This window comes from Methylobacterium phyllosphaerae (assembly GCF_001936175.1).
In the GTDB taxonomy this organism is placed as follows: domain Bacteria; phylum Pseudomonadota; class Alphaproteobacteria; order Rhizobiales; family Beijerinckiaceae; genus Methylobacterium; species Methylobacterium fujisawaense.
Genome location: NZ_CP015367.1, coordinates 4,736,147 through 4,759,298, shown reverse-complemented (window position 1 = coordinate 4,759,298; position 23,152 = coordinate 4,736,147). Strand labels below are relative to the sequence as shown.

The 23,152-nt window shown below is 71.2% G+C and carries 25 protein-coding genes; 5 read left to right on the top strand and 20 right to left on the bottom strand.

The window, feature by feature from the left end:
* Nucleotides 1–48 precede the first annotated feature (48 nt).
* Nucleotides 49–396, top strand: a complete 348-nt coding sequence (locus MCBMB27_RS21685) for a NepR family anti-sigma factor (protein WP_236952776.1) — start codon at nucleotides 49–51, stop codon at nucleotides 394–396.
* A gap of 185 nt (nucleotides 397–581) precedes the next feature.
* Here MCBMB27_RS21685 and MCBMB27_RS21680 read toward each other — a convergent pair whose 3' ends face one another.
* Nucleotides 582–758 carry a DUF1328 domain-containing protein gene (locus MCBMB27_RS21680; protein ID WP_007568853.1) on the bottom strand — a complete coding sequence of 59 codons (177 nt, stop codon included), beginning with the start codon at nucleotides 756–758 and terminating at the stop codon, nucleotides 582–584.
* Between the two features lie 204 nt (nucleotides 759–962).
* Between MCBMB27_RS21680 and MCBMB27_RS30295 the strand changes: the two genes are divergently transcribed.
* Nucleotides 963–1,139, top strand: coding sequence for a hypothetical protein (locus tag MCBMB27_RS30295; RefSeq protein ID WP_164706346.1), 177 nt, complete (start codon nucleotides 963–965; stop codon nucleotides 1,137–1,139).
* Nucleotides 1,140–1,367: 228 nt separating this feature from the next.
* Nucleotides 1,368–2,288, top strand: a complete 921-nt coding sequence (locus MCBMB27_RS21675) for an MBL fold metallo-hydrolase (protein WP_075381258.1) — start codon at nucleotides 1,368–1,370, stop codon at nucleotides 2,286–2,288.
* A 13-nt stretch (nucleotides 2,289–2,301) separates the two neighbouring features.
* Here MCBMB27_RS21675 and MCBMB27_RS21670 read toward each other — a convergent pair whose 3' ends face one another.
* Both MCBMB27_RS21670 and MCBMB27_RS21665 read right to left on the bottom strand, forming a co-directional pair.
* Entirely contained in the window at nucleotides 2,302–3,081 is a 780-nt protein-coding gene (locus MCBMB27_RS21670) for a DUF1499 domain-containing protein (RefSeq protein ID WP_043349473.1), read from the bottom strand.
* Between the two features lie 67 nt (nucleotides 3,082–3,148).
* Nucleotides 3,149–4,984 (bottom strand): AsmA family protein, encoded by a 1,836-nt coding sequence (locus tag MCBMB27_RS21665; RefSeq protein ID WP_236952775.1) that lies wholly within the window; start codon nucleotides 4,982–4,984, stop codon nucleotides 3,149–3,151.
* A 304-nt stretch (nucleotides 4,985–5,288) separates the two neighbouring features.
* Between MCBMB27_RS21665 and MCBMB27_RS21660 the strand changes: the two genes are divergently transcribed.
* Nucleotides 5,289–6,029: a CoA transferase subunit A gene (locus MCBMB27_RS21660; protein WP_043349483.1), complete on the top strand. Its 741-nt coding sequence runs from the start codon at nucleotides 5,289–5,291 to the stop codon at nucleotides 6,027–6,029.
* A 24-nt stretch (nucleotides 6,030–6,053) separates the two neighbouring features.
* Nucleotides 6,054–6,716, top strand: a complete 663-nt coding sequence (locus tag MCBMB27_RS21655; RefSeq protein WP_043349486.1) for a 3-oxoacid CoA-transferase subunit B — start codon at nucleotides 6,054–6,056, stop codon at nucleotides 6,714–6,716.
* Between the two features lie 268 nt (nucleotides 6,717–6,984).
* On the opposite strand, the gene MCBMB27_RS21650 is transcribed toward MCBMB27_RS21655, so the two are convergent.
* The 17 genes from MCBMB27_RS21650 to MCBMB27_RS21570 all read right to left on the bottom strand — a co-directional run bounded on the left by MCBMB27_RS21650 (nucleotide 6,985) and on the right by MCBMB27_RS21570 (nucleotide 23,066).
* Nucleotides 6,985–7,278, bottom strand: coding sequence for a formate dehydrogenase subunit delta (locus MCBMB27_RS21650; protein WP_043349488.1), 294 nt, complete (start codon nucleotides 7,276–7,278; stop codon nucleotides 6,985–6,987).
* 9 nt (nucleotides 7,279–7,287) lie between these two features.
* Nucleotides 7,288–10,161: a formate dehydrogenase subunit alpha gene (fdhF, locus tag MCBMB27_RS21645; protein WP_043349489.1), complete on the bottom strand. Its 2,874-nt coding sequence runs from the start codon at nucleotides 10,159–10,161 to the stop codon at nucleotides 7,288–7,290.
* A gap of 10 nt (nucleotides 10,162–10,171) precedes the next feature.
* Nucleotides 10,172–11,731: a formate dehydrogenase beta subunit gene (locus MCBMB27_RS21640; protein WP_043760140.1), complete on the bottom strand. Its 1,560-nt coding sequence runs from the start codon at nucleotides 11,729–11,731 to the stop codon at nucleotides 10,172–10,174.
* Nucleotides 11,728–12,201: a formate dehydrogenase subunit gamma gene (locus MCBMB27_RS21635; RefSeq protein ID WP_010684574.1), complete on the bottom strand. Its 474-nt coding sequence runs from the start codon at nucleotides 12,199–12,201 to the stop codon at nucleotides 11,728–11,730. Before MCBMB27_RS21635 ends, MCBMB27_RS21640 begins: the two co-directional genes overlap by 4 nt.
* 460 nt (nucleotides 12,202–12,661) lie before the next feature.
* On the bottom strand, nucleotides 12,662–13,318 hold the full coding sequence (locus tag MCBMB27_RS21630; protein ID WP_053609266.1) for a glutathione S-transferase family protein: 657 nt from the start codon (nucleotides 13,316–13,318) through the stop codon (nucleotides 12,662–12,664).
* Nucleotides 13,319–13,415: 97 nt separating this feature from the next.
* Nucleotides 13,416–13,880: a cytochrome c-type biogenesis protein gene (locus MCBMB27_RS21625; RefSeq protein ID WP_043388082.1), complete on the bottom strand. Its 465-nt coding sequence runs from the start codon at nucleotides 13,878–13,880 to the stop codon at nucleotides 13,416–13,418.
* The gene (locus tag MCBMB27_RS21620) at nucleotides 13,880–15,880 is read right to left on the bottom strand and encodes a heme lyase CcmF/NrfE family subunit (protein WP_043760138.1); all 2,001 of its coding nucleotides are present in this window, start codon (nucleotides 15,878–15,880) and stop codon (nucleotides 13,880–13,882) included. Before MCBMB27_RS21620 ends, MCBMB27_RS21625 begins: the two co-directional genes overlap by 1 nt.
* 10 nt (nucleotides 15,881–15,890) lie before the next feature.
* Nucleotides 15,891–16,403, bottom strand: coding sequence for a cytochrome c maturation protein CcmE (gene ccmE / locus MCBMB27_RS21615; RefSeq protein ID WP_043388080.1), 513 nt, complete (start codon nucleotides 16,401–16,403; stop codon nucleotides 15,891–15,893).
* 184 nt (nucleotides 16,404–16,587) lie between these two features.
* The gene (ccmI, locus tag MCBMB27_RS21610; RefSeq protein WP_075381256.1) at nucleotides 16,588–18,078 is read right to left on the bottom strand and encodes a c-type cytochrome biogenesis protein CcmI; all 1,491 of its coding nucleotides are present in this window, start codon (nucleotides 18,076–18,078) and stop codon (nucleotides 16,588–16,590) included.
* A gap of 189 nt (nucleotides 18,079–18,267) precedes the next feature.
* Nucleotides 18,268–19,686: an ATP-binding protein gene (locus MCBMB27_RS21605; protein ID WP_043349505.1), complete on the bottom strand. Its 1,419-nt coding sequence runs from the start codon at nucleotides 19,684–19,686 to the stop codon at nucleotides 18,268–18,270.
* 15 nt (nucleotides 19,687–19,701) lie between these two features.
* Nucleotides 19,702–20,067 carry a PrpF domain-containing protein gene (locus MCBMB27_RS21600; protein WP_257787391.1) on the bottom strand — a complete coding sequence of 122 codons (366 nt, stop codon included), beginning with the start codon at nucleotides 20,065–20,067 and terminating at the stop codon, nucleotides 19,702–19,704.
* On the bottom strand, nucleotides 20,064–20,741 hold the full coding sequence (locus MCBMB27_RS21595; RefSeq protein ID WP_012321897.1) for a response regulator transcription factor: 678 nt from the start codon (nucleotides 20,739–20,741) through the stop codon (nucleotides 20,064–20,066). Before MCBMB27_RS21595 ends, MCBMB27_RS21600 begins: the two co-directional genes overlap by 4 nt.
* Nucleotides 20,742–20,776: 35 nt before the next feature.
* Nucleotides 20,777–21,148 carry a PepSY domain-containing protein gene (locus MCBMB27_RS21590; protein WP_043354854.1) on the bottom strand — a complete coding sequence of 124 codons (372 nt, stop codon included), beginning with the start codon at nucleotides 21,146–21,148 and terminating at the stop codon, nucleotides 20,777–20,779.
* A 197-nt stretch (nucleotides 21,149–21,345) separates the two neighbouring features.
* Complete coding sequence (locus MCBMB27_RS21585) at nucleotides 21,346–21,567, bottom strand: hypothetical protein (RefSeq protein WP_075381255.1); 222 nt, start codon at nucleotides 21,565–21,567, stop codon at nucleotides 21,346–21,348.
* Nucleotide 21,568: 1 nt separating this feature from the next.
* Complete coding sequence (locus tag MCBMB27_RS21580; protein ID WP_075381254.1) at nucleotides 21,569–21,928, bottom strand: hypothetical protein; 360 nt, start codon at nucleotides 21,926–21,928, stop codon at nucleotides 21,569–21,571.
* A 40-nt stretch (nucleotides 21,929–21,968) separates the two neighbouring features.
* The gene (locus MCBMB27_RS21575; RefSeq protein WP_051976246.1) at nucleotides 21,969–22,490 is read right to left on the bottom strand and encodes a hypothetical protein; all 522 of its coding nucleotides are present in this window, start codon (nucleotides 22,488–22,490) and stop codon (nucleotides 21,969–21,971) included.
* A gap of 66 nt (nucleotides 22,491–22,556) precedes the next feature.
* Nucleotides 22,557–23,066, bottom strand: a complete 510-nt coding sequence (locus MCBMB27_RS21570) for a phage tail tip lysozyme (protein WP_075381253.1) — start codon at nucleotides 23,064–23,066, stop codon at nucleotides 22,557–22,559.
* Nucleotides 23,067–23,152 lie beyond the last annotated feature (86 nt).

Genomic DNA, 23,152 nt, shown 5'->3' with positions numbered 1-23,152 from the left:
ACCCCCCGGCGGAACCGATCCCGGCGGGCAGGCGTTGCCGCCGCAGCCATGGCGTATGTCGAGCCGCAGCACAATGCGGCCGAGCCGACTTCGGCAACAAGGGGCCTATTGATGGTGGACCAGGGAAAGGAGGGAGGTCTTCGCGCGCGCTATTCGCATGCCGAGACTGTCTCGAATCGCTCGTCGGAGGGCCAGGACGGCGCCGTCGATCAGCAACCTTTCGACACCCCTGACCAGACCACCGGCCACCGGACCAAGAACGGCCTGAGCGACCAGACCCGCAATCGTATCGCGACGCAGCTGCGCGCGATGTACGACACGGTCACGCAGCAACCGGTGCCCGACCGCTTTGCCGAACTGATCGCGAAGCTGGACAGCGCCGACCGCAAAGCCTGACGGTCGGGAGCCCTCGACCCCGGATCCAGCGGACGCCTATCCCGATACCCCCGCCTCGGCCAGACGGAACCGTCTCGAGCCCAGTATGCGGACCGACACGACGAAAAAAGCCGCCGCACGGGGCGGCGGCTTTTCATCGCGCCGTGCGCCGGCCCGGGATCGGGGCCGGCGTCTCCGGTCGTTCCTCAAAGTGTCGGCGAGCGGCCCCGCATCAGTCCCACGACCGCCGAGATCGCAAAGAGGACGATGGCCACGAAGAATACCAGCTTGGCAGCTTCCATCGCGGTGCCGGCGATGCCGCCGAAGCCAAGCAGAGCGGCCACGAGGGCGACGACGAGAAAAGTTACGGCCCAACCGAGCATCGTTCAGATCCTTCGAAAGTCTCAACGCGGGCGGGCCGCGTCGTTCTGAACACGAAAACGCCAAGGTTTCGCTCCGGTTCCGCCCCGATCGCGAAGTCCCCTGGGGAGCGGGGGTGCGTGCGCTGTCCGCGTCAAGGGGTGACGGAACGAGACAGGGGCGCTAGCGTTCGAAGAGAGGTCTCCAGGCTCGATCCGGGATTTGCGATGCTGCAATCTGCCAAGAGTGCCGTTCGATCGAAGGCCGCCGCGCTGGCGGTGCGCCTCGCCGATCTCGTCGATAGAACCGGCGATGCCTTGCGCGCGGCAGCGCTCGGTCTCCTGCCGGCACCGGCGCCCGTACCGGTCCGCGTGCGCGCCCGGCAGACCCGCCGCCAGGGCTGACGTCCTTCGTCGCGGTCTGGCCCGTAAGCGTCACGCCCAGACCGACGGCCGCCTCCAGGGGGCGAGGCCGGTGCAGGGGCGGTCATCCGGTCTCAGAGCGCGTCTGCGACATCGGAACCTGCCGGATGCGCGGGGAATGCCCGGACCGTCGGATCGCGGTCTCCGGGCCGATTGCCACGCGGCGTCGAACCGTCCAAGGAAGCGCCGTGTCGATCGCATGGGATCGCGATGGCGGACGCCGACGAGAACAGCCTGACCTTTGATCGTTCGATGCCCCCAGCCGGGCGGCTGGAGCCGGTCGCCCCGTTGATCCGCCGCCGGGTCGCGCCGAACGGCGGCCCCTTCACGGCGAGCGGCACCTGCACCTACGTGGTGGGCCAGGATCGCGTCGCGGTGCTCGATCCGGGCCCGGATGATCCGGTGCATATCGAGGCGCTGCTTCAGGACCTCGCTGGGGAGCGTGTGGAGGCCATCGTGGTCACCCACACCCATCGTGATCATTCTCCGGGCGCGCGGCTCCTCGCTGCCCGCACCGGCGCGCCAATCGTCGGATGCGGGCCACACAGGGCCGCACGCGCGCTCTCGGAGGCGGAAGCGCCGATGCTCGATGCCAGCGCCGACCGGGCTCACACTCCCGAGCGGATCATGGCGGAGGGCGATTCCGTGTCCGGTCGAGGCTGGACCCTCGTGGCCGTCGAGACCCCCGGCCACACGATGAACCATCTCGCCTTCGCGCTGCCGGAAGCGCAGGCGCTGTTCTCGGGAGACCACGTCATGGCGTGGTCGACCACGATCGTGGCCCCGCCGGACGGCGCGATGCGGGCCTACATGGACTCCCTCGACAAGCTGCGCGGGCGCGACGAGACCGTGTACTGGCCGGGCCATGGCGGACCCGTATGCGAGCCCGCCCGGTTCCTGCGCGGGCTGGCCGGGCACCGCCGCCAGCGCGAAGCGGCGATCCGCGCGCGGCTGGCGGCCGGGGACAGGCGGATCGCCGACATCGTCGCGGCGATCTACCAGGGGCTCGATCCCCGTCTCCGCGGCGCCGCGGCGCTGTCGGTCTTCGCCCATCTGGAGGATCTTGTCGGACGCGGCCGCGCGACCTGCGACGGCGCCCCCCGGCTGGACGGCACCTACGCGCCGGCCTGAGGGACGCGACGGGTCACTTCACCGCGAGGGCGAGGTTGGCGACGTCGTCGAGATAGGCCCGGATCCGGTCCGCGTTGCTGCCGAAATCGCGGCCGCTGAGGCGCGAGGCCGAGCGCACGTCGATCCGCGCCCCGTCCGCGCGGGGGCGGATGCGCACGGTGACGTCGCCGGGCAGGTTGAGGATCAGACCGCGGGCCACGGCCTCGATCCGACCGTTCCCGGTGCGTCCCCCCGGCCGGATCGCCTCGACGATCTGCCAGTGCCGCTTCAGCGCCGCCTGCCGGGCGAGTTCGAAGGCCTCGTCGGCGCCGATATCGAGGGTCAGGGGCGCGATCTGCGGATAGGCGCCGCGCTGGCGCTCGCGGATCGCGGGGCCGGGATCCGCCGGGTAGCGGCCGCCGCGAGCCGCGAAGGCCGCCCGCGAGCGCGAGAAGGCGGGTGGGTTGTCGATGTCGGTGGTGATGTCGGACAGCGCCGGCAGCCGCAGGCTGCGCAAGCCCAGGAAAGCGGGATAGCCGAGGACCGCTAGCGCGAGGATCAGCCCTGCGAGGGCGGCTCCGAGACCGCGAGCCCCCTCGCGCCAGACCCGCACGAAGGCGAAGACCGCAGCCGCCGCGGCGAGCACCGCGACCCCGAACCCGGCCACCAGGGCCGCGAGCGCCGCGTCGGTGTCGGCACGCGGGTCCCGGACCAAGATCAGGGCGATGCCGGTGGCGATGACGGAGAACACGGCGAGCCGCCGAGCCAGAGGCCCTGCGCGGGTGACGGGTTCCTCGATGAGCAGGCGGCGCATAGGGATCATGACGGCGATCGGGATCCGATCTTAGAGCTTGGCCGGGGCCGGCGCCAACGCGCGACCGTCACGGCGCGAAGGCACGGACACTGCCGGGCAGGCCGAGGGTGGCGGGCAATTTGAGAGGATCGGGCAGCATCGCATCCCCGATCCGGCCGGCCGGATCGGACGGCTCGCTGTGGGCGGCCGTCTGAGCCGTCAGGGCTTTCCAGGGGCCCGTCACCGCGAACAGGATCCCGCGGGCGGAATCGCCGGGCGGCCGCAGGACGAGATCGCCCCTGGCGTCGAGTCGCCGTTCCGGCAGCGACACCTGGCCGTGAAGGGTGGCGCCGACACTCGGCCCCAGAAGACCCGACTCGGCGATCTCGCCGACACCGTCGACGAAGCGCAGCGTCACTACGGCCCGCTCGAACGCGGTCCGGCCGTTCCGGCGCGCCAGAGCTCCGGACGCCACGGCACCGTTGCGGTGGACGACGTCGGCGAGATCGAGGCCCGCGATGGCGCCCCCATCCATGGCGAGCGTGGCCCGTCCGCCGAGATGCGCCAGGAGGCCGACCGTGTCACGCGCCCTGGATTCGAGGGCAAAATGCCCCTGGACGGGCCCGACCACCCAGCGGGCCGCGCCGATCTCGCCGAGGAGCGCACCGAGATCGACGCGGTCGAGGCTCCCCTGGGTGCGCAGCTCCGTCGCGGCCGGATCGGTCCCGCTCGTCAGGTTCACGCGCCCCTTGAACGTGCCGTCCTGGATCCGGGCCCGGTTCACCGCGACCTCAAGGGCGGTATCCCGCACCAGGATGCTCGCCGCCAGATCCTGCACCCGAACGGCGCCGGCGCGGCCCTCCGCCGCCGACAGGCGGAGGTCGAGGTCGCCCTGCGTGAGCGGCGCCAGGGCGACGGATACCGGGGCGGGATCGAGGAGCCGGGTCAGATCCTCGACGAGCGGCGTGAAGTCGAGGGTCTCGGCCGCCAGGGTCGCCTGCACCGAGAGGCGCGGCGCCTTGCCGGGTCCGAAGGCGACGGCGCCGGCGCCTTCCAGCACGTTCTGACCGAGGCCGATGCGCAGGCTCGGCCACGAGATGGACCGCTCCGCCGTCTCGAACCGGCCGTCGATCGAGAAGGCGCCGGCGAGCGGCGCCAGCGGCACATCACGGCCGATCCAGGCCAGGCTCTCCGGCAGGGATCGCGTCTCGAACCGGACCTGCCCGGACAGGACGGGCAGCGCGTTCCCCTCCGCGGGCGGCGCCACCGTTCCGTCCGCCGCGAGGCTGCCGTCCGGCCACGTGACCTCCGCGGTGAACGGGCTGCGGCGGCGCTGGGCCAGCTCGGCCGGACGCAGGTGGGTCAGGGTGATCCGGGTCGGCACGCCCCGCCACGTGAAGCTGGCGCGGCCCTCGGCGGTCTTGCCCCAGAGCGGCCACGCGATGTCCAGGTCGATGTCCCGGGCCGTGTCGCCGGCGGCGAGGCGCGCGTCGCGCACGACGATGCGGCGTGGCCGGGCCGTCTCGCCGGACCGGGCCTGCTCGGCGAGGCGCGCGAGGGGGGCGTCCCAGCCGGCGGGGTCATCCGACAGCCGCGCGCCCTCCAGGCGAAGCCCGCTCACGGCCGCGCGCCCGCCGAGGAGGCTCAGCGGGTCGAGGTCGAGGGTCAGGCGGCCCGCATCCGCCAGGACCGGGCCGTCGGAACCGGCGGCGAGCCGGACGCGGTCGAGGGTCAGGCGCGGCCAAGGCAGCACCGCGACGCTCGCGGGGCCCTGCAGCGTCAGGCCCAGGCCGTAGGCGTCGAAGGCGCGGCGCGCGTAGGCCGTGACCCGGCCGTCCTCCAGGGGCCAATCGCGCAGGCCGAGGCCGGCCGCGATCAGGCTCCCGAGAGCGAGGACGAAGATCGGGCGGCGCAGCGACATCATGCTCCGAAGGGGCGGCGGCTGTAACCGGAAGCCGGGCGCCGCGCCGGCCCCTCGGGCTGCCGCGGCCCGGCAGGGTCTGCACGTCGAGTGGGCAATTTAGCGTCCTTGGCCGGCTTTGTCTGCCGCGCCCGCGCAGGGCCGCCCTGCCCTCCCCAACGCAGTGCCGGTTACGGATCGCCCGCGTCCGCGCGGACCGGTGCGGCGCACCACTGGATTTCACGCGCGGAATCGGGGAGAGCAGGCGCGAGGACACGCACTTCCCAAGGTTTCGGCCGGTCGGGTCCGGCGGGAAAAGGACGGTTCGATGAAGAAGGTCTACACGGATGCCGCCGCGGCCCTGGCCGGCCTCCTGCACGACGACATGATGGTGATGTGCGGCGGCTTCGGCCTCTGCGGCATCCCGGACGAGCTGATCGAGGCAGTGCGCCTCTCGGGCGTCAAGGGTCTCACCGTCGTCTCGAACAATGCCGGCATCGACGGGGTCGGCCTCGGCAAGCTTCTGGACACCCGTCAGGTCCGGAAGATGATCTCGTCCTACGTGGGCGAGAACAAGGAATTCGCCCGCCAATATCTCGGTGGCGAGTTGGAGATCGAGTTCAACCCGCAGGGCACGCTCGCCGAGCGGATCCGCGCCGGCGGCGCCGGCATCCCGGCCTTCTTCACCAAGACCGGCGTCGGCACCAAGGTCGCCGAGGGCAAGGAGGTCCGCGAGTTCGATGGCGAGCACTACGTCATGGAGCGCGGCCTGTTCGCCGACCTCGCCCTGGTCCACGCCCATACGGGCGACACCGAGGGGAACCTGCGCTACCGGATGACCGCGCGCAACTTTAACCCGATGATGGCCACCGCCGCCAAGATGACGGTGGCGCAGGTCGAGCATCTCGTGAAGCCGGGCGAGATCGATCCGGACACGATCCACACGCCCGGCATCTTCGTGAAGCGCATCGTCGACGTGGGCGTGCGCGACAAGCGCATCGAGCAGCGCACGACGCGCAAGCGCAACGATGCGACCCCGGCCGCCGCGGCCGGCGGCGGCACGCACTGACCGGACGGGAAGGGAGCGAGAACGATGGCCTGGACCCGCGAGCAGATGGCGGCGCGCGCAGCCAAGGAGCTGGAGGACGGCTTCTACGTGAACCTCGGCATCGGCATCCCGACGCTGGTGTCGAACTACATCCCCGAGGGCATGTCGGTACAGCTCCAGTCGGAGAACGGCATGCTGGGCATGGGTCCCTTCCCCTACGAGGGTGAGGAGGATCCGGACCTGATCAACGCCGGCAAGCAGACGATCACCGCGCTTCCGACGACGAGCTACTTCTCCTCGGCGGATTCCTTCGGGATGATCCGCGGCGGGCACATCAACCTGTCGATCCTCGGCGCCATGCAGGTGGCCGGCAATGGCGACCTCGCCAACTGGATGATCCCCGGCAAGATGGTGAAGGGGATGGGCGGCGCCATGGACCTCGTGGCCGGGGTGAAGCGCGTGGTCGTGGTGATGGAGCACGTCGCCAAGAACAAGGACGGCACCGAGAGCCCGAAGCTGCTCAAGGCCTGCGACCTGCCGCTCACCGGAACCCAGGTGGTCGATCTGGTGATCACCGATCTCGGCGTGTTCGCCATCGACAAGAAGGGCGACGGCGGCATGACGCTGATCGAACTCGCCGACGGCGTCACCGAGGACGAGATCCGCAAGAAGACCGAGGCCGACTTCACGGTCGCCCTCAAGAACTGACATCCGCAGGCCCGGCGACCGACGTCGCCGGGTCCAACGGGGCGATGGCCGCCCAGATTGGGCGGCCATCGCATGACGGCGCAGGCGCCCTTCAGACGCGCCCGATGTCGGCGCACCTCGTCAGCGCCAGCCCCCCTTCACGCATCGGCACAGGCCAGACGCGAAACGCCCCCCTCTCCCGGTCGGAAGAGGGGGGCGTTTCGCGTGATCCTTTGCCGCTCCGCTCCGGCCGGGTCAGAGCCCGAAGCCTCGGACCAGTGCCGATCGGTCAGCCCGCGTCGCTGGCGCCCGCGCCCGCGAGCTGCGGATCCCGGGTCGCGGGCCGCACCGGGCTGTCGGCCGCCGGCTCCTCGCCCTGCAACGCCCGCCGCACGTAGCTGTCGACCCGGTCGCCCTGCTCCGGGAGGGCAGCCTCGAGATGCGCGATCATCTTGGGCGTCCAGAACGCCTTGATGTGCTTCTGGACCCCGGCGACCGCCTCCTCCTCCGGGTAGGACCGGAAGAAGGTGGCGATCTGGTTGGCCATGCGGACGAGCTTGTCCGCCTGCGTCACGGCACTCATCGGATACTCTTACTCCGCCGCGTCGAGCGCAGTGCCCTGGGAATTGGCAATCCGGGTCAGGGAGAAGTCCTCCTCGTAGAACTTCGCCTGCCAGTCGGACGGCCGGTTGGTCCGCCGGACCTGCACCGCCGTCACCTTGTACTCGGGGCAGTTGGTCGCCCAGTCCGAGTAGTCGGTGGTGATGACGTTGGCGCCGGTCTTGGCGTGGTGGAAGGTCGTGTAGACCACGCCCGGCTGCATCCGCTCGGAGATCTTGGCCTTGAGGGCGATGTCGCCCGAGCGGCTCTCCAGGGCGACGAGATCGCCGTCGACGATGCCGCGCAGCTCCGCGTCGAACGGGTGGATCTCCAGCACGTCCTCCTCGTGCCAGCGCGAGTTCTCGGTGCGCCGGGTCTGCGCGCCGACATTGTACTGGGACAGGATCCGGCCCGTGGTGAGGATCAGCGGGAACTTCGCCCCCGTCCGCTCCTCGGTGGCCACGAACTCGGTGATCATGAACCGACCCTTGCCGCGGACGAACCGGTCCACGTGCATCATCGGCGTCCCGAGCGGCGCCTTCTCGTTGCAGGGCCACTGCACCGAGCCGAGCTCGTCGAGCTTGGCGTAGGACACGCCGGTGAAGCTCGGGGTGAGCGAGGCGATCTCGTCCATGATCTCGGACGGGTGGCTGTACTCCATCTTGTAGCCCAGCGCGTTGGAGAGCAGCACGGTGCCCTCCCAGTCGCCGTAGCCGCCCATCGGGGCCATCACCTTGCGGACCCGCGAGATGCGGCGCTCGGCGTTGGTGAAGGTGCCGTCCTTCTCCAGGAACGAGGCGCCCGGCAGGAAGACGTGGGCGTATTTGGCGGTCTCGTTCAGGAACAGATCCTGGACGACGATGCACTCCATCGCCATCAGGCCCGAGGTGACGTGGTGCGTGTCCGGGTCGGACTGCGCGATGTCCTCGCCCTGGATGTACATGCCCTTGAACGAGCCCTCGACGGCCTCGTCCAGCATGTTGGTGATGCGCAGGCCCGGCGCGTTGTCGAGCTTGGCGCCCCAGAGGGCCTCGAAGCTCTCGCGGGTGGCGTCATCCGAGACGTGGCGGTAGCCGGTGAGCTCGTGCGGGAACGAGCCCATGTCGCAGGAGCCCTGCACGTTGTTCTGGCCGCGCAGCGGGTTCACGCCGGCGCCGAGCTTGCCGATGTTGCCGGTGGCCATGGCGATGTTGGCCATGCCCATCACCATGGTCGAGCCCTGGCTGTGCTCGGTGACGCCCAGACCGTAGTAGATGCCGGCCGCGCCGCCCTTGGCGTAGAGCCGGGCCGCCCCGCGGACTTCCGCCGGGTCGAGACCGGTGAAGGGCTGCTGGCTCTCCGGAGAGTGCCGCTCATCGGCGATGAACCGGGCCCAGGACTCGAACTCGGCGAGGTCGCAACGCTCGCGGACATAGGCCTCGTCGATCAGCCCCTCGGTGACGATCACGTGCGCCAGCGAGTTGATGAAGGCGACGTTGGAGCCGGGCTTCAACGGCAGGTGATAGTCGGCCTTGATGTGGGGCGACTTCACGAGGTCGATCTTGCGCGGATCCGCGACGATCAGCTTGGCGCCCTGGCGCAGGCGCTTCTTCATCCGCGAGCCGAAGACCGGATGGCCGTCGGTGGGGTTGGCGCCGATCACCAGGATCACGTCGGAATGCTCCACCGACTTGAAGTCCTGTGTGCCGGCCGAGGTGCCGAGCGTCGACATCAGGCCGTAGCCGGTCGGCGAGTGGCAGACGCGGGCGCAGGTATCGACGTTGTTGTTGCCGAAGGCGGCGCGCACGAGCTTCTGGACGAGGTAGGCCTCCTCGTTGGTGCAGCGCGACGAGGTGATGCCGCCGACCGAATCCTTGCCGTACTTGGCCTGGATCCGCTTGAACTCGGAGGCCGCCCGGTCGATGGCCTCCTCCCAGGAGACCTCGCGCCACGGATCCGTGATCTTCTCGCGGATCATCGGCTTGGTGATGCGGTCCTTGTGGGTGGCGTAGCCGTAGGCGAAGCGGCCCTTCACGCAGCTATGGCCCTCATTGGCCTTGCCGCCCTTGTAGGGGACCATGCGGACGACGCGCTCGCCCTGCATCTCGGCCTTGAACGAGCAGCCGACGCCGCAATAGGCGCAGGTCGTCACCTCCGCGTGCTCGGGCTGGCCGTACTCGTGGATCGACTTCTCCTGAAGGGTCGCGGTCGGGCAGGCCTGCACGCAGGCGCCGCAGGAGACGCATTCCGACTCGAAGAAGTTGGTCGGGCCGGCTGCCACGCGGCTGTCGAAGCCACGGCCCGCGATGGTCAGCGCGAAGGTGCCCTGCACCTCTTCGCAGGCTCGCACGCAGCGGTTGCAGACGATGCACTTCGACGGGTCGTAGGTGAAGTACGGGTTCGACTCGTCCTTCGGCAGATACTTCTCGGCGCTCGGCTTGACGTGGTTGTCGCCGTCATAGCCATAGCGGACGTCCCGCAGGCCGACGACGCCGGCCTGCGTCTGCAGCTCGCAATCGCCGTTGGCCGCGCAGGTCAGGCAGTCCAGCGGGTGATCGGAGATGTAGAGCTCCATCACGCCCTTGCGGAGCTTGGCGAGCTTCTCGTTCTGCGTGTGGACGACCATGCCGTTCTCGGCCGGGGTCGTGCAGGAGGCCGGGGTGCCGCGCCGGCCCTCGATCTCCACGAGGCAGAGGCGGCAGGAGCCGAACGGCTCCAGGCTATCGGTGGCGCAGAGCTTCGGGATCTGCGTCCCGGCATGCATCGCCGCTGCCATCACCGAGGTGCCCGCCGGCACCGTCACAGACATGCCGTCGATCGTCAGCGTGACAGTCTGCTCCGCCACGCGGATCGGCGTGCCGTAGTCGATCTCCTTGATCAGGCCCATCGACGCCTCCTTACTCGGCCGCGGCCGGCAGATCGCCGGCGCGCCTGAAATCCTCGGGGAAATGGGTGATCGCGCTCATGACGGGCATCGGGGTGAGCCCGCCCATGGCGCAGAGCGACCCGTCGGTCATGACCTCGCAGAGGTCCTCGACCAGCTTGAGATTCGCATCCGGCCGGATGCCGGCGATGACCTTGTCCATGGTCTCGACGCCGCGGGTGGCGCCGATGCGGCAGGGGGTGCACTTGCCGCAGGACTCGGTGGCGCAGAACTCGAAGGCGAAGCGGGCCTGGGCGGCCATGTCGACGGTGTCGTCGAACACCACGATCCCGCCGTGGCCGACGAGACCCTTCTTGGCCGCCATCGCCTCGTAGTCGAGGGGCGTGTCGAGGAGATGGTCGGGGAAGTAGGCCCCGAGCGGCCCGCCGACCTGCACGGCCCGGACCGGCCGACCCGAACGGGTGCCGCCGCCGAAATCCTCGATCACCTGCCGGAGTGTGATGCCGAAGGCCATCTCGATCAGGCCGCCGTGCTTGATGTTGCCGGCGAGCTGGATCGGCAGGGTGCCGAGCGAGCGGCCCATGCCGTAATCGGCGTAGGCCTTGGCGCCGTTCTCCAGGATCCACGGCACGGCCGTGAAGGTCATGACGTTGTTGACCAGCGTCGGCTTGCCGAGGAAGCCCTTCAGCGCCGGGATCGGCGGCTTGGCGCGGACGATGCCGCGCTTGCCCTCAAGGCTCTCCAGCAGCGAGGTCTCCTCGCCGCAGATATAGGCGCCGGCGCCGAGGCGCACTTCCAGATGGAAGGTCTTGCCCGAGCCCAGGATGTTCTCGCCGAGCACGCCGGCGGTCACGCCGTTGGCGATGGCCTCCTTCAGGGTGGCAAACGCCTGCGGGTACTCGGAGCGCAGGTAGATGTAACCGCGGGTGGCACCAGTCGCGACGGCCGCGATGGTCATGCCCTCGATGAGGTTGAAGGGATCGCCCTCCATCATCATCCGGTCGGCGAAGGTGCCGGAATCGCCCTCGTCGGCGTTGCAGACCACATACTTCTGGTCCGCCTTGGCGAGCATCACGGTGTTCCACTTGATGCCGGCCGGGAAGCCGGCACCACCCCGGCCGCGCAGGCCGGAATCGCGCACCGCCGCGACGATGCCCTCGGCATCGAGCTTCAGCGCGGCCTCGAGGCCGCGATAGCCGCCATGGGCCCGGTAATCGTCCACGGAGACCGGATCGATCACGCCGCAGCGGTGGAAGGTCAGCCGCTGCTGCCGGGCGAGGTAGGGGATTTTTTCAGGATCACCGAGGCGCAGGGGATGGTCACCGCCGGTGGCGAGGCCGGCATCCAGAAGGGCGTCGATATCCGCCAGCTTGACCGGGCCGTAGGCGACGCGCCCCTCGGGCGTGCCGACCTCGACCATCGGCTCCAGCCAGAACAGGCCGCGGGAACCGGTGCGCACGATGGTGACGTCGAGACCGCGGCGCTCGGCGCCGGCGAAGAGGGCGCGGGCGACCTTGTTGGCGCCGAGGCCGAGGGCGACGGCATCGCGGGGAATGTAGAGGGTCACGCTCACTGGCGCACCTCCGTCAGTGCAGCTTCGAGGGCGTCGGCGGTCAGGTGCGCGACGGGCTCACCGTCCACCAGCGCGGCGGGACCGTTGGCGCAGAGGCCGAGGCAGTAGACCGGCTCCACCGTGGCGCTGCCGTCGGCGGTGGTCTCGTGCCAGCCGCAGCCGAGGCGGCCGAGGATCTCGCGATGGAGCTTGTCGGAGCCCATGGCCTGGCAGGCCTCGGCCCGGCACAGCTTCACCTCGTGGCGGCCGGCGGGGTGGGCGCGGAAATCGTGGTAGAAGGTGATGCAGCCGTGCACCTCGGCGCGCGACAGGTTCAGCGCGTCCGCGATCAGCGGCACGGCGCCGGAATCCACGTAGCCGAACGTCTCCTGCAGCGCGTGCAGGATCGGCAGCGTGGCCCCTTCGAGATGGGTGTGTTCGGCGATGATCCCGGATGCGCGCTCCGCGCTCCAGGGCTCGTGACGCGCCATGGTTTCCAGCCCAGTCTGTTCCTGTTCTAATGCGAAGAGGAACAGAAATGCCGGTTGGCTTCAATCGCGCAGTCCGGTCGCTCGACAAAGGACGTTTGTCGAGCTGTAACCCGGCCGACCGCGCCTCGGCCGATTCCGGCTAATTCTTTGTCGGAAATTCATTTTTTGAATCAGAGCGGTGACGGACCACATCTGCGTGCGGCGCAACATGAATTTGTGCCCTGCAATAAATTGCATCCACACGGTGAATCTGCTCGATCGTCCGCCTCTGCCTTTCCGAGCGGCGCGAGCCATGCACCTCCGCGACGCTGGCCCGTGTCCCGGCACCCTGGATCGTTGGGTGCGTGAGTCGCCTTCGTCCGGCGGCGACAGGGAGCGACCGAGGGAGGGCATCCGGGTTGCCTGCGCGCCCCGCTCGCAGGGACGACCTGCGCAGGCCGGAGGCCACGCAGGCGGCTCGTCAGAACTCCATCTCCAGTTCCTCGATCTCGTCCGGCTCGTCGGCAGCGGCTTCCGCCCATTCCACCATCAGCGGCCAGTGCAGGATCGTGTCGCGGTAGGCGGCGGCGCGGGGCGGCAGGGCGACGTCGTAGGTGCGGAAGCGGGTGCAGACCGGGGCATACATGGCGTCCGCCAGGCACGGTCGCGCTCCGAACAGGTACGGCCCCTCGTAGCGATCCAGGCAATCGTCGAAGATCGTCACGATACGCTCGATGTCGGCCTTCGCGCCGTTGAACACCCGGAAGTCAGGGTGGAAGGCACGCAGGTTCATCGGCAGGGCCGAGCGGAGATTGACGAAGCCGGAATGCATCTCGCCGGAGATGGACCGGCAATGGGCGCGCTCCGCCGCGTTGCCGGGAAGGAAACCGGCCGCGGGAAAAGTCTCGGCCAGATATTCGGCGATGGCCAGGGTGTCCCAGACGACCACGTCGCCGTGGCGCAGGCGCGGCACCAGGAACGACGGCGACAGGTGCAGCAGCTCCGCCCGGCTGGTGGCATCCGTGCCGGACAGGACCTCGGTCTGGAAGTCGAGACCGGCCATCCGGCAGATCAGCCAGCCCCGCAGCGACCACGAGGAATAATTGCGGCTCGAGATGGTGAGCGTAGCGGCCGTCATCGTCCTGCCCCGGGGCGCGTCGCCGATCATGCGGTCTGCGAAGCCCGATCCAAGACTCGTGCCGAATGGGGCGGGCGAATCGCTACCGCCCCCAATTCTAATCGCGTCGCAGCAGCGCCGCGACCTCCGCCTGCTCGGCGGCCGACAGAGTCCGGACCGGTGCGGGCGGCCGGCGGCGGGCGAGGCGCCACAGGCCGAAGCCGCCCAGCAGCACCGCCAGAACCGGGGTCAGCCAGAGCAGCAGGGTGTGCAGCGCGAAGACCGGGCGCAGCAGCACGAACTCGCCATAGCGCGCCACGACGTAGTCGAGCACCGCCTTGTCGCTGTCCCCCTTCTGCAGCCGCTCGCGCACGATCAGGCGCAGGTCCTTGGCGAGCGGCGCGTCGGAATCGTCGATCGACTGGTTCTGGCAGACGAGACAGCGCAGCTCGGCCGAGATCTCCCGGGCGCGGTGCTCCAGGGTGGGATCCTTCAGCACCTCGTCGGGCTGGACCGCGTGGGCGGGAAGCGACGCCAGCAGGGCCAGCGCCGCCAGGGCCGGTCGGAGGGAGCGGCGCGCCATCATTCGGCCGGCACCGCGACGGGGAGCGGCCGCGCCTTCGCCTTGGCGGGGACGCCCACGCGCATCCGCCGGTCCGTCAGCGACAGGCCGCCGCCGACCGCCATCACCACCGCCCCGAGCCAGATCAGCAGGACCAGCGGCTTGTAGTAGAGGCGCAGGCCGACGCCACCGTCCTGGCCGATCTCGCCGAGGCTCGCATAGACCTGGCTGGCGCCGATCGTCAGCAGCCCGGACTCCGTCACCGCCATCTTGCGGCTCGGGTAGAAGCGCTTGCCGGTCTCGACCTGGCCGACCTCGTCGCCGGCCCGGGTGCGGATCGTCAGGTAGGCGGCGGCCTCCTCGTAGTTCGGTCCCTTGCGCGGCGCGACCCGGTCCAGGGTGGCCGTGTAGGGCCCCGTCGCCAGGGTCTGGCCGGGCTTGAGGGTCGCCAAGCCCTCGGTGGCCCAGCCCTGTGCGGCGATGCCCAGCACCACCACGCCGACCCCGGCATGGGCGATGGCGGTGCCCCAGGCCGAGCGCGGCAGGCCGACGGCGCGGCGCCCGATCTGGCCGAGCGAGCGGGCCCGGCTCGCCCCGTAGCCCCGGGCGCGGGTGACGATCTCCAGAACGGAGCCGATCAGCAGATAGGCGCCGAGGCCGATCCCCACCGGCGCCAGGACCGGGCCGCCCCAGGTGAGGGCCAGGACCACGAAGCCGACGACCAGGGCCACCGCCAGCGCGGCGAAGAGGCGCTGGGCGGCGGCGAGCACGTCGCCGCGCTTCCAGGCCAGTGCCTGCCCCACGGGCACGATCAGCAGCAGCGGGATCGCGAGCGGCACGAAGGTGGAATTGAAGAAGGGCGGCCCGACCGTGATCTTCTCGCCGGTCAGCATCTCCAGCACCAGCGGGTAGAGGGTGCCGACCAGCACGGTGGCGCAGGCCGCCACCAGGAAGAGGTTGTTGAGGACGAGCGAGCCCTCGCGGGAGATCGGCGCGAACAGACCGCCCTGCCGGAGCAGCGGCGCGCGCCACGCGAACAGCGTCAGCGAGCCGCCGATGAACAGCACCAGGATCGCCAGGATGAAGACGCCGCGGGTCGGGTCGGTGGCGAAGGAATGCACCGAGGTGATGACCCCGGAGCGGACCAGGAAGGTGCCGATCAGCGAGAGCGAGAAGGTCAGGATGGCGAGCAGCACCGTCCAGACCTTCAGGGCGTCGCGCTTCTCCATCACCACCGTGGAGTGGAGCAGCGCCGTGCCGGCGATCCACGGCATCAGCGAGGCGTTCTCGACCGGATCCCAGAACCACCAGCCGCCCCAGCCGAGTTCGTAATAGGCCCAATAGGAGCCCATCGCGATTCCGAGGGTCAGGAAGCACCACGCGGTCAGCGTCCAGGGCCGCACCGCCCGCGCCCAGACGGCGTCGATCCGCCCGTCGATCAGCGCGGCCACCGCGAAGGCGAAGCTGATCGAGAAGCCGACATAGCCGACATAGAGGAGCGGCGGATGGATCGCGAGGCCGGGATCCTGCAGCAGCGGGTTGAGGTCGTTGCCCTCGAGCGGCGCCGGGATCACGCGGGTGAACGGGTTCGAGGTCGTGATGATGAACAGCACGAACACGAAGGTGATCAGCCCCTGCACGCCCAGGGTGTTGGCCCGCAGCCGCGGCGGCACCGCGTTCTTGGCGGCGGCCACGCAGGCGCCGAACAGCGTGAGGATCAGCACCCAGAGGAGCATCGAGCCCTCGTGGTTCCCCCAGACGCCGGAGAGCTTGTAGATCAGCGGCTTCTGCGTGTGCGAATTCTCGACGACGTTCTGGACCGAGAAATCGGAGGTGACGTGCGCCCAGGTGAGCGCCGCGAAGGCGAACAACACGCAGGCGAAGGCGCCGAGCGCCGCCTGCGAAGCGGTCTGGCGCAGGGCCGGATCGCCCGAACGTGCCGCCCAGATCGGCATCACCATCTGGACGAGGGAGATCGCCAGCGCGAGCGCGAGGGCGAAGTGACCGGTCTCGACGATCATGCGGATTCCCTCACCGCTCGCTGCGGGGGCCGAGGGTGCTGTCCGCCGCCGCCGTAGCGGGTTTCGGCGCCGGGGCCGCCTTGTTCGGCCCCCCCTCCTGCCAGCGCCCCTGCGCCTTCAGCGCGTCGGCCACCTCGCGGGGCATGTAGGATTCGTCGTGCTTGGCGAGCACCGTGTCGGCGCGGAACTCGCCGCCGGGCTCCAGGACCCCCTCGGCGACCACGCCCTGCCCTTCCCGGAACAGGTCCGGCAACAGCCCCTTGTAGTGGACCGCGACGGTGGCGTTCGTGTCGGTGACGGCGAAGTCGACCGTCTGGTCCGGGCCGCGCCTGAGCGAGCCGTCCTTCACCAGACCGCCGAGCCGCAGGCGCGTACCCGGGGCGATGGCCTGCTGGGCGATGTCGGTGGGCGAGCGGAAGAACACGATCGAGCCGCTCATGGCGTACAGGATCAGCCCCACGGCGAGCGCCAGCACGCTGCCGCAGGCGGCGATCAGGATCAGGCGGCGTTTCTTACGCGTCACGATACTTCCACCCCGCGGTCCGGCGCGCGGAGACCCGCCCCGACCGGAACCGTTCTCATTCTAGTCTTGAGGGTGTCGGCTCCAGGCGCCCGCGGGTCAAGGGCGGGCATCAGGACCGATTGTCGTACGGGCCCCGTCCCGCGCAGGCGGCCTCACGATTTCGCGGTGTCGCGGATCGGGCTTGTCAGGGATTCGGCTTGGCGGCGAGGTCCAGCTCCCGGGCGAGTCCGTCGAGCCGCGCCACCGCGTCGCTGTTGGCGGCCAGCGCCATCCGGGCGCGGTCGAGGGCCTTCACGGCCTGGTCGCGCTCGCCAAGCGCGCTGTAGGAGCGCACGAGGCGCATCCACTCGTCCGGCGTGCCGCCCCGCGCGGCGAGGCGCCGGTCGAGCCCCTCGACCATGCTGCGAATCGCCGCCTGCTGCTCCGCCTGCGGCATGGCGCGCACCGCCGCCATCGCGGCCTCCTTCTCGGCCTGCGCGGTCGGGCCGGCCTCACCCGACCCGGCGGGCCCGGGCGCCGCGCCCTCCGCGCCGAGTCCCACGGCGCGGGCGCCCTGCTCCACCTGGGCGAGCCCCTGCGGGTCACCCGCGAGGGCGGTCCGGGCCCGGGCCAGGGCGGCGGCCGCCTGATCGGGCTCGCCGAGGACCACCCGCGACCGGACGAGCCTCAGCCATTCGTCGGAGGTGCCGCCGCCGGCCTTGAGGCGGGCATCGAGACCGTCGACCATGCCGCGGATCGCCGTCTGCTGCTCGGCCGGGATCTTCGGGGCGGCCTGGGGCGTCGTCGGGGGCGGCGGCGGCTCGCCCTTGAGGCGGGCGAGGCTCTGCTTGACGATTCCGAGCCAGGGGGCGGTCGGCGGGCTGCTGGCCTCGAGTTCGGTGAGCTGGCGGATTGCCTCACCGGTATCGCCGGCCTGCTCGGCCGCCCGGGCCAGATAGAAGCGCGGCTTCGGTGCGTTCGGCTCCTTGGCCTGGGCCTTCTCGAACAGGGCCTTGGCCTCGGGCGAGACGGTGCCGTCGCCGGCCGCCGTGAGGGCCTCGGCCTGATCGGCGAGGGTGTCGGCGGTCTCGCCCTTCAGGCGCGCGATGTTGGCGTAGGCGCGGGCGGCATCGTCGAAGCGGCCGGTGCGCATGTAGACCGGGGCGAGCACCGCCCAGCCGCGGGCGTCGTTCGGGTCCCGGGCGAGGCGCGCCTCGATCTGCCCCACCGCCTTCATGAGTTCGTCGGCCCCGCCGCGGGTGGCCTGCCGGTCGGCTTCCGTCTGGGCGGGCAGTTCGGGCGAGCCGTAGAGGCCGTAGGCGATCAGCGCCACGAGGGGAATTGTGGAGAGCGCGAAGGCCGAGGCCGCCCGCCGCCGGCGCAGGCGCGGCTCGGCCGGGCGCGCGGCCTCGACGAGGCCGGCATCCTCGGCCTCGCGCTGCGCCTCGCGGCTTGCCCGGAGCAGGCGGCGGGCCGCCTCGGCCTTGGCGGTCTCGGCCTCGTCCGGAGCGATCAGGCCGCGTTCGAGGTCGCGGTCGATCTCGGCGATCTGATCCTCGTAGAACGCGGTCTCGGTGGCGAGCCCGCTCCCGCCCGCCTCGCCGGTCGGCACGGCGGCGCGCCGCGACATCGGCCAGAGCAGGCCGAGAACGGTCGCCGCGGTCATGGCCGCCAGAATGAACCAGATCGCCGTCATGGACCTTTCCGCCAACGAGCCGGACCGGCCCGCCCCTCCCCACGCCCTGTGGAGCCGGCAGCGTGATGCCACGACGCCTCCCGACGGCGGCACGGTGTCACGCAACTCTCCCACGATGACAAGGGCCTGGGCTGGGCCATGAGGCCGCGTCGGCCTCACACCGCCCCCTCGCGGAACTCGCGGACGGCCTCAGTGGGTCGCGGTACCGACGGGCAGGTCGCCCGGCACCTCCAGCACCGCCCGCAGGCCGCCGAGCGCTCCCTCCTCCAGGGTGAACCGCCCCCGGTACAGGGCGGCGAGGTCGGCCACGATCGACAGGCCGAGGCCGGATCCGGGCTTCGATTCGTCGAGGCGCCGCCCCCGGCCGAGCACGGCCTGGCGGGCCTCCGGCGGCAGGCCGGGGCCGTCATCCTCGATGGCGACGACGAGGTGGGGATAATCGTCCTTGTCGACCGCCTCGGCCCGGATCGCCACCCGGCCGTGGGCCCATTTCGACGCGTTGTCGACGAGGTTGCCGACCATCTCCTCGAAGTCCTGGCGCTCGCCGCGGAAGCGCAGGCCGGGAGGCACGTGGACGTCGTAGGCGATATCCTTGTCCCGGTAGATTTTCCCGAAGGTGCGCACGAGGCCGGCCAGCGCCGGCTCCACCTCGGTCGAGGTGCCGAGCGTGCCGGCGAGTGCCGCGGCCCGCGCCCGGTCCAGATGGTAATTGACCTGATCGCGCATCACCGCGGCCTGCTCGCGGATCTTGTGCGTCAGCTCCTCGGGGGCATCGGAGGCGCCGACCTCGTTGACGATGATCGAGAGCGGCGTCTTCAGGGCGTGGGCGAGGTTGCCGACCTGGGTGCGGGCGCGCTCCAGGATCTCCCGGTTGGTCTCGATCAGGAGGTTCACCTCGCCGGTGAGCGGCGCGATGTCGCGGGGATAGGTGCCGGTGATGCGGTCGGCCTCGCCCCGGCGCACGGCGCCCAGCGCCGCACGCATCTTCTTGAGCGGCGCGAGGCCGAACCGGATCTGCAGCAGGGTTGTGATCGCCAGCGACAGGCCCAGCAGGCCGAAGGTGATGGTCAGCGAATTGCGGAACCGGTCGACGTCGTTGACGATTTCGTCGGCGGGACCCGCGACCCGGACCGTGTAGCGGCCCTCCTCGCCGAGATCGACGTCGCGCTCCATGATGCGCAGGAGGCGCCCGTCCTGCCCCTTGCCGTAGCCCTGGCGGATCTGGCCGACGCCGGCCTTGCCGTCCGAATCGGTGGCCGCCGGCAGCGGCACGCCGACCAGCGAGCGGGAGGTGCGCACGTCGCGCGGCTTCGCGTCGGGCTTGCCGACCTGCCAGTACCAGCCGGACAGGGGCAGGTCGAAGCGCGGATCGCCCAGCGAGAAGGTCCGGCTCTCGGGATCGTTGGGCGAGACGAGATCGGTGGCGAGGTTGTTGGCGAAGACGAGGAGCCGGCTGTCGAAGGAGCGCTCGGTGTTCTCGCGGTAGAGGGTCGTGAGGATCCAGGCCGCGATCAGCAGGATCGCGGAGCTCGACAGGAACGCCGACACGGCGAGCCGCACCGCGATGGAGCGGCGGCGCAGGGAGAAGAGGCCGATGAGGTCGATCATGGATGCGTCGGTCGCTCAGACGGGCGGCGGCGCATCGTCGAACACGGCGCCCCGCATCAGCGGGCGCGCCGTGCGGACGAACGCGCCGCGCGCGACCCGCCAGCCGTCGCCAACCACGACCTGCAAGAAAGTGTCGTCGATGTCGGCATCCGGCCGCGCGGAGCGCTCCACCACACAGATCTTCGACACCGACGAGACGCCCCCGCCCATGCCGTTGGGCTGCTGCCCGAACGGGTCGGGACTGTCCATGGCGGAGAGGAAGACCGGCTCCCGGGCGGCGCGATCCTTCGGCACGTCCCGGCGGTGCAGCATCAGCGCCTTGCTGGTGCCGCCGCGCATGAAGACGGCCGGCAGCGTGCCGGAACGTGCGGTTGCGCTCACATCCGCGCCGGCGGCTGGTTGGGATCCACGAGATAGCCGAGGCCGCGCACGGTCTGGATCAGGTCCACCGCGAGCTTCTTGCGCAGGCGGCCCACGAACACCTCGATCGTGTTCGAGTCACGGTCGAAATCCTGATCGTAGAGGTGCTCGGTGAGTTCGGCCCGGGACACGACCCGGCCGGTATGGTGCATCAGGTAGGAGAGCAGCCGGTACTCGTGGCTCGTCAGCTTCACCTGGGCGCCGTCGACGAAGACCTTGCCGGAGCGTGTGTCGAGGGTGACCGGCCCGCAGGCGATCTGGCTGGTGGCGTGTCCGGCGGCGCGGCGCAGCAGCGCCCGGACGCGGGCCATCAGTTCCTCCATGTGGAAGGGCTTGGTGACGTAGTCGTCGGCACCGGCATCGAAACCGTCGACCTTGTCGGACCAGCGGTCCCGGGCGGTGAGGATGATCACCGGCGTCTTCACGCCGGCCCGGCGCCACTTCTGGAGCACCGTGACGCCGTCGGCCTTGGGCAGGCCCATGTCGAGGATGATGGCGTCGTAGGGCTCGCTCTCGCCGAGATAGCCACCCTCCTCGCCGTCATAGGCCTTGTCGGCCACGTAGCCGGCCTCCTCCAGCGCGGCCACGACCTGCCGGTTGATGTCCTTGTCATCCTCGACGACGAGCAGTCGCACGGCTTACTCCCCTCCGACACGGTTGCGGCGCCCGCTCAATACTGTCCCGCCACGGTGCCGGTGCGCGCATCCACGATCACGTGCACGAAATGCCCGTCCCGGCGCAAGGCGGTGAGCATATAGACGAGGCCGCCCTCGTGACGGCAGAGGCTCGCCCGCTGGATCTCGGCCCGGGGGATCACCGTGCGGGCCGCGCGGATCGCCGCCACGGGCGGGATCACCCGCCGCTCGCCGACCTCCTCGCGCAGGTCGGCGGGGGACAGGCAGCTCTCGATGCGCAGCGGCGCCTGGCTGGAGACGGCGCCCGTCTGGGGGGCCGGCCCGTCATCCGCCATGGAGCCGAACCCGCCCGCGGCGAGGGCCGCGGCGGTCAGGCTGATGGCGACGAGGGCGATGGCGTAGCGCATTGGCGAACGATGTGCGCCCAGGGCACTGAATGCGTCCTGAATACGTAGCCGTGCGTCAACCCCGGCGGTTGTCGGCGTCGGTCCGGACATTCCCTTCGCGGTTGATCTGGCGGCGGACGGCATCGTGCCGACATGACGGCCGAGGCGGCGCCCGGTTCCACGCCGCGGGCCGCTTCGCACAGGCGCGTCGACCGCCGTCATGGCGACGGAGCGGGGGCGGGCCCGCAGGCCAGGGCGGCGCGGGCCGGCGGGTTGACCCCGCCGGGTCCCGCCGGCGCGGCCAGCGCGCCGCCGCCGGACCCGAGCGTCCAGGCGCGCCGGCCGACCGCGCCGCCCTCGTGGACGGCGACCGTCACCGCCGTAGCGGCGGCCAGGGCGAGCCAGGCCCGGTCGAGAACCCTGTCCCAGCGCAGACGCATCTCACGCTCCCGTCAGCAGCTTCCAGAGGGCCCACAGGGCCGGGACATGCGCGGCGAGCCACGCGACCTGATCGGAGAACCAGTGCGCGGCCGCCGCCGCGGCGACGAATGCGAACACCGTCGCGTGCTTCAGCCGCCGCAGGTAGCGGCGCAGCGCCCGGCGCTCGACATGCGCATCGACCAGCTCGTCGAGGGCGGCGAGCCGCGGCTCGGTCTGACGCGCAAACCACGCGTGCCAGAAGGGCGGGAAGCGGATCGTCCGGGGCCGGCCGCCCAGCGCGACGCCGGGACCGGCCCCGTCCTCGGGGGGCTCGACCGCCCGTCCCGAGGCCCTGCGGGTCGTGGTGCGGGCGGTGTTCATGGCGTCGATCCCTGTTCCACGGGCTCCCGGGGCGTCGGCCTCAGCCGGGGCGCTTGTCCGGCTCGCGCAGTTGGGTCAGCGCCGGGGCGAGGACGTTGGCGGCGCTCGCCTGCGGATCGAGGGGCAGCGCCCGGAAGATCCGCGCGGCGACGCCCTCGGGCCCGCCCGCCTTCCGGACGACGTGCGCGGGGGCGGTCGCGAGCACGTGACGGGCGCCAGCGGCCACCACTGCGGCGCCGACATCGACGCCGACGGTCCGGCCCCGGGCGGCCCCGGCCACGGCATTCTGCCCGAACTCGGCCCCGGCGCGGATCGCGGCCTCGATCCGATCGCGGGTGAGCACCGAGGCGGCCCAGGGCGCGACCCGGGCGATGCCGGCGGTGACGGCGGCGGCGGCGAGGGGCACGAGGGCGGCGGTCACCGGCTGGAGCAGGCCGACCAGCCAGTCGCCCCACGGGATCGCCAGGTCGGTGGCGGAACGGGCGGCGGCCGGCTCGGCGAGCGCGGCAAGCGACAGGCTCGTGCAGGCCAGGGCGAGGCCCGCCCGGATACGGTGCATCATCGTCGATCTCCGTGGCTATGCGCGCGGCGGACCCGGCCGGCTCGGGATCGGGTGCGACGGGGCCGGTCAGGCCTGTCCGGGCCGCCGGTCCGGTGCCGGAGCGGCGGGGCCGTCGCGAAGGGCGGCGAGCGCCCGGCGGGCCCAGGCGAGGCGGCGCGCGGGGGCGACGACGCCCGGCCGCTCGTAGCGCCGCCAGACCGTCTCGGTGGCGGCCGCGAGGGTCGTCGTGGTTCGCAGGGCGGCGAGGGCCGGCGCCTCGGTGGTGCGCAGTTCGGCGCAGAGATAGCCGTAGCCCGCTTCGGGATCGGCGGGATCGAGGCCCCGCGCCCGGCACCAGGCCTCCAGGGCGACGCGCCGGGGGCCGGTCCACTGGGCGAGCCCCCATCCGCCGCGGGAGCCGGGCACCGCGGGGGCGATCTCCTGGAGGTGGCGGAACCCGCCGGTCTCGTGGCCGAGATTGCCCAGGAGCCCGGCGGCCTGGACGTCACTCAGGCCGAGATCGCGCATCAGCCGCGGCCCGAGGCGGCGGCATGCGGCGGCGAAGGAATCCCGCGCATTCGGGAGGGGGCTCGACATGGGCGTGCTCCGGACGGTGGCGTGCCCGACCCCACCGGGCTAAGGCGGCGGCGCCCGATCCCGGGCGCGGCGCCGATGGGGGACGT